At 68.5% G+C, this 12,893-nt stretch carries 12 protein-coding genes and 3 pseudogenes; 9 read left to right on the forward strand and 6 right to left on the reverse strand.

The features are described 5' to 3' along the window. A partial coding sequence (locus tag JWP65_RS07290; protein ID WP_299762109.1) for a DHA2 family efflux MFS transporter permease subunit occupies positions 1 to 1,272 on the forward strand: 1,272 nt, incomplete at its 5' end. Between the two features lie 18 nt (positions 1,273 to 1,290). On the opposite strand, the gene JWP65_RS07295 is transcribed toward JWP65_RS07290, so the two are convergent. Both JWP65_RS07295 and JWP65_RS07300 read right to left on the reverse strand, forming a co-directional pair. After that, positions 1,291 to 1,692, reverse strand: coding sequence for a DUF488 domain-containing protein (locus tag JWP65_RS07295; protein WP_299762112.1), 402 nt, complete (start codon positions 1,690 to 1,692; stop codon positions 1,291 to 1,293). Between the two features lies 1 nt (position 1,693). Next, the gene (locus tag JWP65_RS07300; RefSeq protein WP_299762115.1) at positions 1,694 to 3,031 is read right to left on the reverse strand and encodes an NAD(P)/FAD-dependent oxidoreductase; all 1,338 of its coding nucleotides are present in this window, start codon (positions 3,029 to 3,031) and stop codon (positions 1,694 to 1,696) included. Between the two features lie 39 nt (positions 3,032 to 3,070). Between JWP65_RS07300 and JWP65_RS07305 the strand changes: the two genes are divergently transcribed. The 6 genes and pseudogenes from JWP65_RS07305 (at position 3,071) to JWP65_RS07330 (ending at position 8,790) form a co-directional block, all read left to right on the forward strand. After that, positions 3,071 to 4,090, forward strand: coding sequence for an LLM class flavin-dependent oxidoreductase (locus JWP65_RS07305; RefSeq protein WP_299762118.1), 1,020 nt, complete (start codon positions 3,071 to 3,073; stop codon positions 4,088 to 4,090). Between the two features lie 108 nt (positions 4,091 to 4,198). Next, positions 4,199 to 4,897, forward strand: a pseudogene (locus JWP65_RS07310) (leucine zipper domain-containing protein); the annotation flags it as partial. Between the two features lie 311 nt (positions 4,898 to 5,208). Further along, positions 5,209 to 6,474, forward strand: a complete 1,266-nt coding sequence (gene egtB / locus JWP65_RS07315) for an ergothioneine biosynthesis protein EgtB (RefSeq protein WP_299762122.1) — start codon at positions 5,209 to 5,211, stop codon at positions 6,472 to 6,474. Further along, positions 6,468 to 7,466 carry an L-histidine N(alpha)-methyltransferase gene (gene egtD / locus JWP65_RS07320; RefSeq protein ID WP_299762125.1) on the forward strand — a complete coding sequence of 333 codons (999 nt, stop codon included), beginning with the start codon at positions 6,468 to 6,470 and terminating at the stop codon, positions 7,464 to 7,466. Before egtB ends, egtD begins: the two co-directional genes overlap by 7 nt. Continuing rightward, positions 7,463 to 7,744, forward strand: a complete 282-nt coding sequence (locus JWP65_RS07325; RefSeq protein WP_299762127.1) for a DUF427 domain-containing protein — start codon at positions 7,463 to 7,465, stop codon at positions 7,742 to 7,744. Before egtD ends, JWP65_RS07325 begins: the two co-directional genes overlap by 4 nt. Before the next feature lie 221 nt (positions 7,745 to 7,965). Continuing rightward, positions 7,966 to 8,790: a class I SAM-dependent methyltransferase gene (locus tag JWP65_RS07330; RefSeq protein ID WP_299762130.1), complete on the forward strand. Its 825-nt coding sequence runs from the start codon at positions 7,966 to 7,968 to the stop codon at positions 8,788 to 8,790. A gap of 106 nt (positions 8,791 to 8,896) precedes the next feature. Here JWP65_RS07330 and JWP65_RS07335 read toward each other — a convergent pair. Both JWP65_RS07335 and JWP65_RS07340 read right to left on the reverse strand, forming a co-directional pair. After that, a pseudogene (locus JWP65_RS07335) lies at positions 8,897 to 9,256 on the reverse strand (IS3 family transposase); the annotation flags it as partial. A gap of 638 nt (positions 9,257 to 9,894) precedes the next feature. Next, on the reverse strand, positions 9,895 to 10,287 hold the full coding sequence (locus JWP65_RS07340) for a RidA family protein (RefSeq protein WP_299762133.1): 393 nt from the start codon (positions 10,285 to 10,287) through the stop codon (positions 9,895 to 9,897). Positions 10,288 to 10,384: 97 nt separating this feature from the next. On the opposite strand from JWP65_RS07340, the gene JWP65_RS07345 reads away from it, so the two are divergent. Both JWP65_RS07345 and JWP65_RS07350 read left to right on the forward strand, forming a co-directional pair. After that, positions 10,385 to 11,242 carry an alpha/beta hydrolase gene (locus JWP65_RS07345; protein WP_299762136.1) on the forward strand — a complete coding sequence of 286 codons (858 nt, stop codon included), beginning with the start codon at positions 10,385 to 10,387 and terminating at the stop codon, positions 11,240 to 11,242. A gap of 24 nt (positions 11,243 to 11,266) precedes the next feature. Beyond that, complete coding sequence (locus tag JWP65_RS07350) at positions 11,267 to 12,268, forward strand: tripartite tricarboxylate transporter substrate binding protein (RefSeq protein ID WP_299762139.1); 1,002 nt, start codon at positions 11,267 to 11,269, stop codon at positions 12,266 to 12,268. Between the two features lie 38 nt (positions 12,269 to 12,306). Here the strand turns inward: JWP65_RS07350 and JWP65_RS07355 are convergent. Both JWP65_RS07355 and JWP65_RS07360 read right to left on the reverse strand, forming a co-directional pair. After that, positions 12,307 to 12,562, reverse strand: a pseudogene (locus tag JWP65_RS07355) (Asp/Glu racemase); the annotation flags it as partial. Positions 12,563 to 12,640: 78 nt separating this feature from the next. Beyond that, positions 12,641 to 12,893 (reverse strand): transposase (locus JWP65_RS07360; protein ID WP_299762142.1); only part of this gene is annotated, 253 nt, incomplete at its 5' end.

The following is a 12,893-nucleotide window of genomic DNA, read 5'->3' on the forward strand; positions in this document are numbered from 1 at the left end:
ATGGTGGCCTCGCTGCTGTGCGGCCTTGCGCCGAACATGACGACACTGATTGCTTTCCGCGCCCTGCAGGGCTTCGTCGCCGGGCCGATGATTCCCTTGTCGCAATCGCTTCTGCTGTCCAGCTACCCCAAGGCCCTGGCCGGGCTGGCCATGGCGATGTGGGCCATGACCACCTTGATCGCGCCGGTGCTGGGGCCGCTGCTGGGCGGCTGGATCACCGACAACATCAACTGGCCGTGGATCTTCTATATCAACATTCCGGTGGGCATCGTCTCGGCACTCGCATCCTGGGCGATCTACCGCAAGCGTGAGAGCGTGATCCGCAAGCTGCCGATCGATTCGGTGGGCCTGGCGCTGATGGTGGTGTGGATCGGCGCCTTGCAGGTCATGCTGGACATCGGCAAGGATCGCGACTGGTTCCACTCCGGCCTTGTCGTGACGCTGGGCTTGGTGGCCATCGTGGGCTTCGCGTTTTTCCTGGTCTGGGAACTGACCGACGATCATCCCGTGGTCGACCTGCGCCTGTTCGCGCGCCGCAACTTCTGGACCGGCACCGCGGCCACCGCCATCGCCTACGGTCTGTTCTTCGGCAACGTCGTGCTGCTGCCGCTGTGGCTGCAGCAGTTCATGGGCTACACCGCCACCGACGCGGGCATGATCATGGCGCCGGTGGGCCTGATGGCCATGGTGTTCTCGCCCTTGGTGGGCAAGACCGTCGGCAAGGTCGATCCGCGCAAGTACGTGACCTTCGCCTTCATCGTGTTCGGGCTGGTGCTTTGGATGCGCTCGCGTTTCAACACGCAGGCGGATTTCTGGACCATCATGATCCCCACGGTCATCCAGGGCGTGGCGATGGCGTTCTTCTTCATCCCGATGATGACGATCACCATGTCCGGGCTGGGGCCCGAGCGCATGGCGGCAGCGTCGGGGCTGACCAACTTCGTGCGCATCACGGCGGGGGCGATGGGTACCTCGATCTCCACCACCCTGTGGGAGAGCCGCGCCGCGCTGCACCACGCGCAGCTGGCCGAGTCGGTGCATCCCGGCAGCGCTGCGGCGCAGGCGACGCTCAGCGGCCTGCAGGCGGCCGGCCTGACGCAGGAGCAGGCGCTGGCCCAGGTGAACCGGCTGGTGGACCAGCAGGCCTTCATGCTCGCGGCCAACGACATCTTCTGGCTGTCGGCGGTGATCTTCCTGGCGCTGATCCCGCTGGTCTGGCTGACGCGGCCGCAGGCGTCTGGCGGTGCGGTGGAGGCGGTGGCGGCGCACTGAGGGCCGGCGCGGCCTGCGTCAAACCCGGGGTGAGCAAGCAACCACCTTCGCCCCGCTGCGCAGCAGCTGCCGCAGCACCGACCGATGGCAGCGCTGCTCGTCCTCGCAGTAGCAGCCGACCGCGAAGCTCGCTGCGTGCGACATCGCCGCCAGCAGGTCCAGCACGTGGGCGGCTTGCGGCTGCTTCATTTCGGCCTCGTACTTGCGCCGGAACGTCTTCCATTCGGCATCGCTGTCGGCGGCGCGGCCCTGCGCCATCGGCGCTGGGCTGGGCGCCAGGTTCGGCAGCCACACGTCGTAGAAGTCGCGGCTGGCGAATTCCTGCCTGGGCACGCCGCGCGGCGGCCGCCGCACCGTGCCCAGGCGCAGGCCTTCGCCGGGGGCACGCGCCGTTCCGAGCCGGACAATGTGGACGGCCATGTCAACCGTCCTTGCCCGGTTGCGGCGGAATGTCGGAGATGACGCGCGCATACCGTTGGCGGCTCCAGTAGGCCGACGCCCAGTCGATCAGCACCACCAGCCGATTGCGAAAGCCGATCAGGAAATAAACGTGGGCGAACAGCCAGAACAGCCAGGCCCAGTAGCCGCTGAAACGCAGCGGTCCCAGCGGGGAGGCCAGGTCCACCACGGCCGAATTGCGGCCGATGGTGGCCAGGTTGCCGAAGTCGCGGTAGCGGAAAGCCTGCGTGGGCTCGCCGCGCAGCCGCCGCCGCAGGTTGGCGGCGGCCGTGCGTCCCATCTGCTTGGCCGCCGGCGACACGCCGGGCACCGGCCGCGGCTCCTTGCCCGGCGCATGGCTGCGGGCTGCGGCCAGGTCGCCGATCACGGTGATTTCGGGATGGCCGGCCAGGCTCAGGTCGGGCTGCACCAGCACCCGGCCGGCGCGATCGGTTTCCGCGCCGGCGGCTTGCGCCAGTTGCCGCCCGAGCGGCGATGCGGCCACGCCCGCCGCCCAGACCACGCAGCGCGCGTCGATCCGGCAGGCATCTCCCGTGTCCGGCTGCACCTGCAGCCCGGTGCCGTCGATGGCGACCACCCGCGCCCCGACCCGCACTTGCACGCCGAGTTTTTCCAGCTGGCGCTGGGCGCTGGCGCTCAGCACTTCGGGCATGGCCTGCAGCACGCGCGGGCCGCCTTCCAGCAGCAGGATGCGGGCGCTGGACGGATCGAAGTTGCGGAACTCGCCAGGCAGCGTGTGGCGGGCGATCTCGGCCAGCGTGCCGGCCATCTCGACGCCGGTCGGGCCGCCGCCGATCACCACGAAGGTGAGCCAGGCCTGCCGCCGCACCGGGTCGGCCTCGCGCTCGGCCGCCTCGAAAGCCAGCAGGATGCGGCGACGGATCTCGAAGGCATCGTCCAGCGTCTTCAGGCCGGGCGCGAACGCGGCCCAGTCGTCGCGGCCGAAGTAGCTGTGGGTGGCGCCGGCGGCCACGATCAGGTGGTCGTAGGGCAGCAAGCTGCCGTCCTCCAGCGTGGCTTGCCGCAGTCCGGCGTCGATCGCGGTCACTTCGCCCATCAGCGAAGTGAGGTTGCGCTGGTCGCGAAACAGAAAGCGCACCGGCGCCGCGATGGCTGGCGCCGACAGCCCGGCGGTGGCCACCTGGTACAGCAGCGGCTGGAACAGGTGGTGGTTGGCGCGGTCCACCAAGGTGATGGCGACCGGCGCGTCGCGCAATGCGCGCGCCGCCTCCAGCCCGCCGAAGCCGCAGCCGACGATGAGGACATGGGGCCGCTGCGACGTCGTCCGGGGTTGCGCCATGCGGCAATTATCGGCCCGCCGCAGCGGAGACAATGCGCCATGACCGAGTCCCTTCGCCTTTCCGTCCTCGACCAGTCCGTGGCTCGCAGCGGCATCCCGCACGACCAGTCGATCCGCGACACGGTGGCCCTGGCCGAGCACTGCGAGGCGCTCGGCTACGAGCGCTTCTGGCTGAGCGAACACCACGCGTTGCCCACCATCGTGGGCACTGCGCCCGAGGTGCTGATGGCAGCCATCGCCGCGCGCACCTCGCGCATCCGCATCGGCAGCGCCGGCGTGATGCTGCCGCACTACGCGCCGTTCAAGGTGGCCGAGCAGTTCCGCGTGCTCGACGCGCTGGCCCCCGGCCGCATCGACCTGGGCGTCGGCCGGGCGCCGGGCAGCGACCAGCGCACCGCGCGGCTGCTCAATCCCGACCCGCGCTCCAGCGACTCGTTTCCCCAGCAGGTGATGGAGCTGCATGCCTGGGTCAACGGCCAAGAGCTGCCGCCCGGCCATCCGGGCCACGGCATCCAGGCCTTGCCGCGCGCCGAGACGGCGCCGCAGCTGTGGATGCTGGGCAGCTCAGCCTACGGCGCCCAGCTCGCCGCCCACCTGGGCATGCCGTACGCCTTTGCCCACTTCATCAGCGACGACGGCTGCGCCGAAGCGCTGGCGCTGTACCGCCAGGCCTTTCGCCCCGGCTGGACGGCGCAGCCGCAGGTCGCAGTCTGCGTCTGGGCACTGGCGGCCGACACCCAGGAGGAGGCGTGGCGCTTGTTCGCCAGCCGCGAGCGCACCCGACTGGACCGCAACCTGGGGCGCTTCGGCCCCTTGCTGCCGCCGCAGCAGGCCGAGCGGCCGCGCACCGAACAGGAGGAGGTCCACCGCGCCGAGCTGCGCCGCAAGGCGATGGTGGGATCTGGTCCGCAGGTGGCGGCCAGGCTGCGCGCGCTGGCCGACGAACTCGGGGTGCGGCAGCTGGTGGTGATCACCTGGGCCTGGGACGCGCAGGCGCAGCGGCGCTCCTACGAGCTGCTGGCGCGCGAGTTCGGCTTGGCACCCTCAGTGCGGCCTTGAGCCGCGATCATGCGCCGCTCGGTGTGATGCTTCAACAGGTTGGCGCCCCGGACGAGTCCGGGAGACTGGAGTTACGACGCTTCAGCACTCTCAGAGGAGTTCCGCCGGATGAACAGTCATAAGAATGCCAGCTGACTGCCGAGCGTCGCAACTTGCGCGTTCAAAGCATTTCGGTGATGGGCTGATGGCCGCTGCTGATGCTGCCGGCATCAGCGGTCAGAGCGCGCGCAAGTGGCTTTGCCGCTTTGGGCAAGGCGGCGAGAAAAGCCTGAAGGATCGCAGTGGCCGGGGCGCACACGCAGTCAGTCGATGCCGAACTTGCTTTGCGTATCGAGCAGCCAGGCCGCTCGCGCATGCCGATGCGGCGCATTGCCTGGTTGTCGGGCGACAGCGTCGCTGCGGTAAGCCGGCCGCCAGCCCGCTTGGGCTGGCCGGGCTGAAGGCACTTGACCCGGTGGAGCCGGTGGTGGGGCATGAGCCAGAGGGCCCGGGCGAGCTGCTGCGGGACAACGGCAGCGCCTGCCGCTCCAGGCTGTTTGCGAGAACCTGCGAAGCCTTGGGGCATCAAGCACACCTTCACCAGGCCTTGCCGGCCGCAGTCCAACGGCAAGGCAGGACGTTTGCTACAGACTTGCCTGCGTCAATGGGCCTATGGGCGCACATGGAGCAACAGCGCAGAACGCACTGACTGGTCGGCCGCGTTCTGGGCTTGCTACGACGCCGGCAGCCCTCACTCGGCACTCGGCACTTGGCTACAAGTCTCCAGCTTCCCGCTTCAGCGGAAAGAACCTGTCGCAACTCAACACCGCCGGTGTACCTGTACCTGCCGCCCGGCCAGGTGCGCAAGTGGGCGAGCCATCGCGTCCGGTGGGCGGCCTGCGACCAGCCGGTGCTGTTCGTGCGCATGGACGCCGGCGCCGCCGCTGGGTCAGTGGCGCCAGCACCGCGAGGTTGCCGCGCTGGAGGGGCGCGCGGCCGATTGACGCCACCCCGGCTGGCACCGACGTCCGGCCGTCCCCGGCGTCTTTTCGCTGTGCTGTAATGGTTTGCGCAGGGACGATAGACGCTTGCTGCCGGGCCGGCAACGGCCTGTTCGACCCACCAGGAGACACGGACCGATGTCCTTGAACCCATCGCCCGCCGCCGGCACGGCTGGCCGCCATCTGGCGCAACGCGCGCCGATCGCCGCGCAGTTCGCCCAGGTGCGCGCGCGCAGCGTTGCGCTGGCGCAGCCGCTGTCGCCCGAAGACCAGTGCGTGCAGTCGATGCCGGACGCCAGTCCCGTCAAGTGGCACCTGGCGCACACCAGCTGGTTCTTCGAGACGGTGGTGCTCGGTGCGCTGGCGCCCGCGCACCAGCCCTTCGATGCGCGCTATGCCCACCTGTTCAACTCGTACTACGAGGCGCTCGGCAGTCGCCACCCGCGGCCGCTGCGCGGCCTGCTCACGCGCCCTTCGCTGGCCGACGTGCACCGCTATCGCGCCCATGTCGATGCCGGCATCGAACGCTTCATCCTCGACGCCGACGCCGCCAGCTGGCAGGCGGCGCAGCCGCTGCTGGCGCTGGGACTGCAGCATGAGCAGCAGCACCAGGAACTGCTGCTGACCGACGTGCTGCACCTGCTGTCTTGCAACCCGCTGTTGCCGGCCTACCGCGACACGGACGCGCCGGCGTTGCGCCTGGCGAGCCAGCCGGAGCCGCTGCGCTGGCACAAGGGGCCGGACGGCGCTGTGCAGATCGGGCACCAAGGCGAGGGTTTCGCCTTCGACAACGAAACGCCGCGTCACACGGTGTGGCTGCAGCCGTACCGCATCGCCGACCGGCTGGTGACCTGCGGCGAGTACGCCGACTTCGTCGCCGACGGCGGTTACGACAGGCCGGGACCGTGGCTGTCGGACGGCTGGGCCCTGGCCCGGGCCCAGGGCTGGCAGGCGCCGGCCTACTGGCTGGCGCCGGGCGACCCGCGCGCACCGGCCGACCAGTGGCAGGTGTTCGGGCTCGACGGCGTGCGACCGCTCGATCCGGCCGCGCCGGTCAGCCAGCTGAGCTTCTACGAGGCGGCCGCCTACGCCCGCTGGGCCGGCGCCCGGCTGCCGACCGAGTTCGAGTGGGAGGCCGCCTGCGGCTTGCCGGGCATTCGCCAGATGACAGGCAGCGTGTGGCAGTGGACGCGCTCGTCGTACGACCCGTATCCGGGCTTCCAGCCCTGGACCGGCGCCATCGCCGAATACAACGGCAAGTTCATGGTGGGCCAGGTGGTGCTGCGCGGCAGCAGCATCGCCACGCCGCCCGGCCACGCGCGGCCGAGCTACCGCAACTTTTTTCCGCCGGCTGCCCGTTGGCAGTTCAGCGGCCTGCGGCTGGCCCGGGACGGTGCATGCTGACCCCGGGCGTGCTGCAGCAGGACGAGGCGCTGGGCCGGCCGTCGACACCGGCGCCGGCGCTGGGGGAATCGGGCTTCGGGCGCGACCTGCTGTCGGCGCTGGCCACGCGCCCGCGCAGCATCTCGCCCAAGTATTTCTACGACGCCGTTGGCTCGCAGCTGTTCGACCGCATCTGCGAATTGCCGGAGTACTACCCGACCCGGACCGAGCTGGCGGTGCTCGAGCGCCATGTCGGGGAGATGGCCGCGTTGGCCGGGCCGAGCGCGGAAATCGTTGAGTTCGGCGCCGGCTCGCTGCGCAAGGTGCGGCTGCTGCTGCAGGCCTTCGCCGCGCCGGCGCGCTACGTGCCGATCGACATTTCGGGCGACTACCTGGGCGAGGCCGCCACCGCCTTGCGCGCGGAATTTCCCCGGCTGGACGTGCACCCGGTGGCGGCCGACTACACGCAGCGGCTGGTGCTGCCGCCAGCGCGTGGCCGCCGCGTCGGCTTCTTTCCGGGCTCGACGCTGGGCAACTTCACGCCGGCCGAGGCGCTGGAGTTCCTGCAGCGCGCCGGCGAGGTGCTGCGCGGCGGCGCCTTGCTGCTGGGGGCCGACCTGGTCAAGGATCCCGGCCTGCTGCACGCCGCCTACAACGATGCGCAAGGCGTGACGGCCGCCTTCAACCTGAACCTGCTGGCGCGCGCCAACCGCGAACTGGGCACCGACTTCGACCTGGACCAGTTCGCCCACTACGCCTTCTACAACGCGCCGCACCGGCGTATCGAGATGCACCTGGTCAGCCGCGAGCGGCAGTCGGTACGCCTGGGCGGGAAGCGCTTCGAGCTGGAGGAGGGCGAGAGCCTGCACACCGAGAATTCGTACAAGTTCACCGTCGACGGTCTGCGCGCGCTGGCGCGCCGGGCCGGCTTCCGGCCGGGTCCGGTGTGGACCGACCCGCAACGCCTGTTCAGCGTGCACTGGCTGCACGCGCCCGAAGGAGAGACCTTATGAAAGCGATCTGGAACGACACGGTCATCGCCGAGAGCGACGACACGGTGGTGGTGGAAGGCAACCACTACTTTCCGGCCGACGCGCTCAAGCGCGAGTACGTCACCTTCAGCAACCACACCACCAGCTGCGCCTGGAAAGGCCAGGCCAGCTACTACTCGCTGATCGTCGACGGCGAGCTGAACCCGGAAGCGGCCTGGTACTACCCAAACCCGAAACCCGAAGCCGAGATCGTCAAGGACCGCGTGGCATTCTGGAGGGGCGTGAAGGTGACGGAGTAAGGCCGCGCCGCGCCCCACAAGATACCTCTCGCCGACAGCGGTGACGGCACTGTACAAAACGCCGTCGCTGTTTGTCCCGAGATGCCGCCGACACGCGCATTTCGCTTGCTTCGGTGCATCGATCATTCGCCGGCGTCAGCTGCACGTCCGCTCCGCGCCAGAAGCAGCCGTGCAGTGCGCGCACTGTTGCGCAGCTGCCGGAGTACGCGCACCATGGGGCCGTGTACGAGAAAAAGGGGCTTGGCATGGCCGAAGCCATCGGTAACGACTCCTGGAACGCCGGTGATCCCTATGACCGCTTTATCGGCCGCTGGAGCCGGCGTGTCGCGCCGCTGTTCCTTTCGTGGTTGGCGATCCCCACGGGCCGGCGCTGGCTCGACGTCGGATGCGGAACGGGTGCGCTGTGCGCTGAGATTCTGCGACACAGTCCTCCTGCGGCCCTGACAGGGGTCGATCCTTCGGCGGGCTTCCTGTCGGTGGCGAGGCAGCGCCTGCCGACGTCGATTCGCCTTCTCGTCGGCGACGCGGGCTCGATCCCGCTGCAGGACGGTGAAGTCGACGTCGTTGCTTCGGGCTTGGTGCTGAACTTCATCGCTCACCTGCCCCAGGGCCTGGCGGAGATGGTGCGTGTCACGGTGCCGGGTGGCATCGTCGCGGGCTATGTCTGGGATTACGCCGAAGGCATGGAAATGCTGCGCCGCTTTTGGGATGTCGCGTCCACGCTCGATCCCGACGCCGTGGAGCTTCACGAAGGGCGCCGCTTCACCCTGTGTCGACCACCCTCCCTCGCGTCTGCGTTCAAGCAAGCGAGCTTGACGAACGTCGAGATCGCGCCCTTGGAGATCGAGATGGAATTCTCGGGTCTCGACGACCTTTGGCAGCCTTTCCTTGGGGCACAGGGCCCCGCGCCCGCGTACGTTGCATCGCTTCCCCAAGACCGCCGGCTGCGCTTGCGCGAGGCCCTGCGGAGGAGCTTGCTCGGCGCGGACAATGGCCCACTGACGCTACGTGCGAGAGCATGGGCGGTACGGGGAAACAGTCCGTAGCTGCCCGGGGTGCGCAGTTGAGCCTGGCAAGCGGACGACCTACTTGACCCTTCGAGGACTTTGCGCTTGAAAACGTTGATCTGGCCCCTGCATTCCCGGACACCGTCTAGTCACAAGTTAGCGCCGGTTCGTCTTGCCGAAGCTGGCGCGGTTGCGCGGTTTGTAGCCGCCTGAACTCCCCGGGAGATTGAATTTTCAACGACGAGTGCGGATGCACCTGGTTGAAGTGCTCGAATGCCGCCGGCAACTGCGCCATCACCGTTGGCGCGTCGGTCAGGTCCATGCGGCTGACGTAGTCGCGCTTGAGGTGTTGACGAAGCTCTAGGCCATCCGTTGCTCTGTGGCTGCACACGGGCGTGGTGATCGGCGTCAGACCCAACTGGCGGGCCACGCTGCGCGTGTCGGCGGCGATGTACGCTCCGCCCTTGTCGCTGAGGAATTCCAGCGCGTGGTCCTCGGGGATGGCGCCGTGGCGGCCTCGCCTGCAATCGCGGTGCGACTACCTGTCCAGAATTTGCGAATTGCCTGATTGATCCCTGTCGGCAGCAAAGTGTTGTCGGTCGGCGGTTGTTGTTGAAGGACAGGGCGCTGAGACGCTGCTGATGCTGCACGGATGGCCCGACACGGTTCGCCTTTGGGATGCAACCCTACAGGAGCTGCGGGATCGATTCCGCTGGTGTCGCTTGACGTTGCCCGGCTACCAACGGCGCCGATCGCTGTAGACCAACTCTGGGGCAGATGACGGACCGGCTGCTGCACGTCGTCCACCGGATCTGCCCGGGCGGGCAGGTCATCACTCTGACTGCGCACGACTGGGGTTGGACACAGGACATTGGCTGGTAGCGCGGACGCCGCCGGCTTCACCCCCGCTGTCCGGGACTGGCTGTTGTCGTAGCGGGTCATGGGCGCGAGGCTGCCGCACGGTGGCGTTGCCAGCTTGCATCAGAAGGGCCGGGACCGGGTGCTCACTAGAGCCGAAGGAAACACGGTCTATCCGCATCCGCCGGCAGTTGGCGATCAGAGCGCGTGACTTGGCTCTGTTCAACCAGCAACCAGACCTGAGCGTTCCCGTCGGTCGCATGCGAACGGCCGCCGATCGCTGCGTCAGGCGAGCGCGGTCGCCTCCACCTCCACCTGAAACCCGTAATGCAGCTTGGGCACGGGCACCACGACGCGCGCCGGGCGTGCCTCGCCGCACCATTCGGCGTACAAGGCGTTGAAGGCCGGCCACTGGTCCACGTCGGTCACGTAGACCCGCACCTGCAGCAGTTTGTCCACGGAACTGCCGGCGGCGTGCAGTGCCGCCCCGACGTTGGCCAGCACTTGGCGAGTCTGCTCCTCGAACGAAGCTTCGTTCAGGAGTCGGCCATCGGCGGTGACCGGCAGTTCGCCCGCGACGAACACCAGCCCGGCGGCTCGCACCGCGTGGCTGTAGTGGCCACGCGGGGCGGCGAGATCGGCCGGCACGGGAGGGATGGTGATGTCGGGATGCGACATGGGAGTTCCTTTCTTCTTAAGGTGAAACGTTGTAGGACGGCGGCACGCGCCTTGGTAGCATGCTACCCCGCCTCCGAGAAGTTCCGCTTCCCCCCGCATGCTTGGCATTCCTCTCCCTGACGACATCGAGTCGCAGTACAACCCGCGGAAAGCGGTCCCCGATGTCGAACAGTTCACCCGCCACACCGCGGAGTTGAGTGCGCGCGCTCGGCAGCGCTTGACGGCTGCCCGGCTCGACCTGCGCTACGGCCAAGGCAAGCTCGCCACCCTGGATGTTTTCCCGGCGGCCGCGGCCGCCGCGCCGGTGCACGTGTTTCTGCACGGCGGCTACTGGCGCGGCCGCGACAAGAGCGACTACAGCTACGTGGCCGACGCACTGGTGCCGATGGGAATCACCACGGTTGTCATGAACTACGACCTTTGCCCTGCGGTGGAATTGCCGGCGATCGTGCGGCAGGTGCGCGAGGGCTTCCAGTGGATCCATGCTCACGCGAAAGAGTGGGGCGGCGATCCGGCTGCCATCACCGCATCCGGCCACTCCGCTGGCGCGCACCTGATCGCCGCGGCCTTGCCGCAATCCGGCGAAGCCACGCCACCGTGGGTGCCGCGCGCGGCCACGCTGATCAGCGGCATCTACGAGCTGGAGCCGGTGCTCTCTATCAGCGTCAACCAGGAGATCCGGCTACGGCCCGAGCAGGTCGACGCGCTGAGCCCGATGCGCCGCCCGCCCCATCCGTCCGTGCCCCTGGTGCTGGTCGCGGGGGGCGGGGAGCCGACCTCCTGGGTGAAGCAGTCGCACGACTTCGCCAAGGCCTGCACGGCGGCGGGCGGCCGCGCCACCTACGTGGAAGTGCCGGGCGCGCATCACTACTCCGTCATGAACGGCCTGGAAGACGCCGACGGCCTCCTGGCACGCCTGATCGCTGCCTGCGCCAAGCCGTCCAACCCCACCTGAAACCCTCGTTCCCACTGGACTGACATGAACCAGAACAAAACCTTCCTGCGCCGGCGTGATGTGCTGGCTGTCGCTTCCGCCCTGATGGTCGGGGGCTTGGCATCCCCCGCCGCCTTGGCCCAGGGCGGCTATCCGAACAAGCCGATCCGGCTGGTGATTCCGTTCGCGCCGGGTGGCGTCACCGACGTCGCCGGCCGCACAATCGCCGAGTTCATGAGCAAGCGGCTGGGTCAGCAGGTGGTGCCGGACAACCGCCCGGGCGCTTCGGGCAACATAGGCAGCCAGCAAGTGGCCACGGCCGAGCCGGACGGCTACACGTTGCTGGTCGTGCTGGACGGCACCTTCGTCATCAACCCGCACGTGTACGAGAAGGTGGGTTTCGATCCGTTGCGCGACTTCGCCCCGGTCGGCAAGATCGGCGACTCCACCATCATCTTGGTCGCCAACCCGAACGTGAAGGCGCGCTCTCTGGCGGATGTGATTGCCTTGTCGAAGTCGCAGCCGGGCGGCCTGGCCTTCGGCACCTCGGGCAACGGCAGCATCACCCATATCGCCGGCGAGCTGCTGAAGCAGCGCAGCGGCGCCAACCTCACCCATGTGGCCTACAAGGGAGGCGGTCCGGCCGTTGCCGACGTGCTCGCCGGCCACATCCCGCTGGCCTTTTCCTCCGCGGCGTCGATCCATGGCCACTTGAAATCGGGCAAGCTGGTGCCGATCGGCGTGCCCAGCGGGAAGCGCTCGCCCCAGTACCCGGACATCCCGACTTTCGTCGAGGGCGGCGTTCCCCGCTTCGACCTCAACTCCTGGGTCGGCATCGTGGCCCCCGCCAAGACACCCACGCCCATCCTGGACCGCCTGAACACGGAGCTGAACGCCGCGCTCAAGGATTCGGCAGTGCGCGAAAAGCTGGCCGGTTCCGGGATTGGCGCGGCGCCGGGCACGGCCGAAGGCTTCGGCAACGTGATCCGCAACGAACTCGCCGCCTACGGCTCCGTGGTGAAGGCGGCGGGCATCAAGCTGGATTAGGCGAATCCGGCGGGGTGACGCGGCGTGGAAACTCCGCGTCATTCGAGGACCGCGCCGAACCCGGGGACCGCCCCCGTCAGGCCCAACGACCAGCATCGTCCTGGCCGTGCATGCGGCAGTGGACGTGACCGGAAGGCCGAGCCGACGTTGGGCCGCATCCAGCGCCGGCAGCGACTGCATCTGCACGCATGCGGACAGCACCACGGCGTCCACGTTGGCGGTATTCAGGCGCGGCACGTCCTCCAGCAGCCGCATGGGGTCGCGGCGGCCGACTTCCAGGTTGTCCGGGATCTCCAAGCAGACTCGGTCACACGAAGCTGGAAAGCACCGTCAGGTATCTAGGCATCGAGGCGGATGACGCGCTCGAGATCTTCAGGCCATGCGCCGCAGATTCAGCGCCGCACAAGCGAGCTTCCATTCGCCTTGGACCTTGCTGAGGCCCTTGAGGCTGAATTGGCGGAATCCCAGCACACTCTTGATCCAGCCATTGGGCGGCTCGGCGATCCAGTTGCGTTTGCGATAGGCGCTGCGACCATGATCGGTCTGCAACTTGGCGGCCATGGCTGCCGTGTGCGGGCTCCTCTCTGGATCGAACTGCAGTTGCAGCTTGCCTTCCCGCCCGAGA

This window comes from Ramlibacter sp. (assembly GCF_028292805.1).
Classification (GTDB): Bacteria; Pseudomonadota; Gammaproteobacteria; order Burkholderiales; family Burkholderiaceae_C; genus Ramlibacter.

Coding starts and splice junctions, on each gene's coding strand:
- JWP65_RS07295 (WP_299762112.1), bottom strand. CDS start 1,692: ATGGCCGTCCACATTGTCCGGCTCGGAACGGCGCGTGCCCCCGGCGAA.
- JWP65_RS07300 (WP_299762115.1), bottom strand. CDS start 3,031: ATGGCGCAACCCCGGACGACGTCGCAGCGGCCCCATGTCCTCATCGTC.
- JWP65_RS07305 (WP_299762118.1), top strand. CDS start 3,071: ATGACCGAGTCCCTTCGCCTTTCCGTCCTCGACCAGTCCGTGGCTCGC.
- egtB (WP_299762122.1), top strand. CDS start 5,209: ATGTCCTTGAACCCATCGCCCGCCGCCGGCACGGCTGGCCGCCATCTG.
- egtD (WP_299762125.1), top strand. CDS start 6,468: ATGCTGACCCCGGGCGTGCTGCAGCAGGACGAGGCGCTGGGCCGGCCG.
- JWP65_RS07325 (WP_299762127.1), top strand. CDS start 7,463: ATGAAAGCGATCTGGAACGACACGGTCATCGCCGAGAGCGACGACACG.
- JWP65_RS07340 (WP_299762133.1), bottom strand. CDS start 10,287: ATGTCGCATCCCGACATCACCATCCCTCCCGTGCCGGCCGATCTCGCC.
- JWP65_RS07345 (WP_299762136.1), top strand. CDS start 10,385: ATGCTTGGCATTCCTCTCCCTGACGACATCGAGTCGCAGTACAACCCG.
- JWP65_RS07350 (WP_299762139.1), top strand. CDS start 11,267: ATGAACCAGAACAAAACCTTCCTGCGCCGGCGTGATGTGCTGGCTGTC.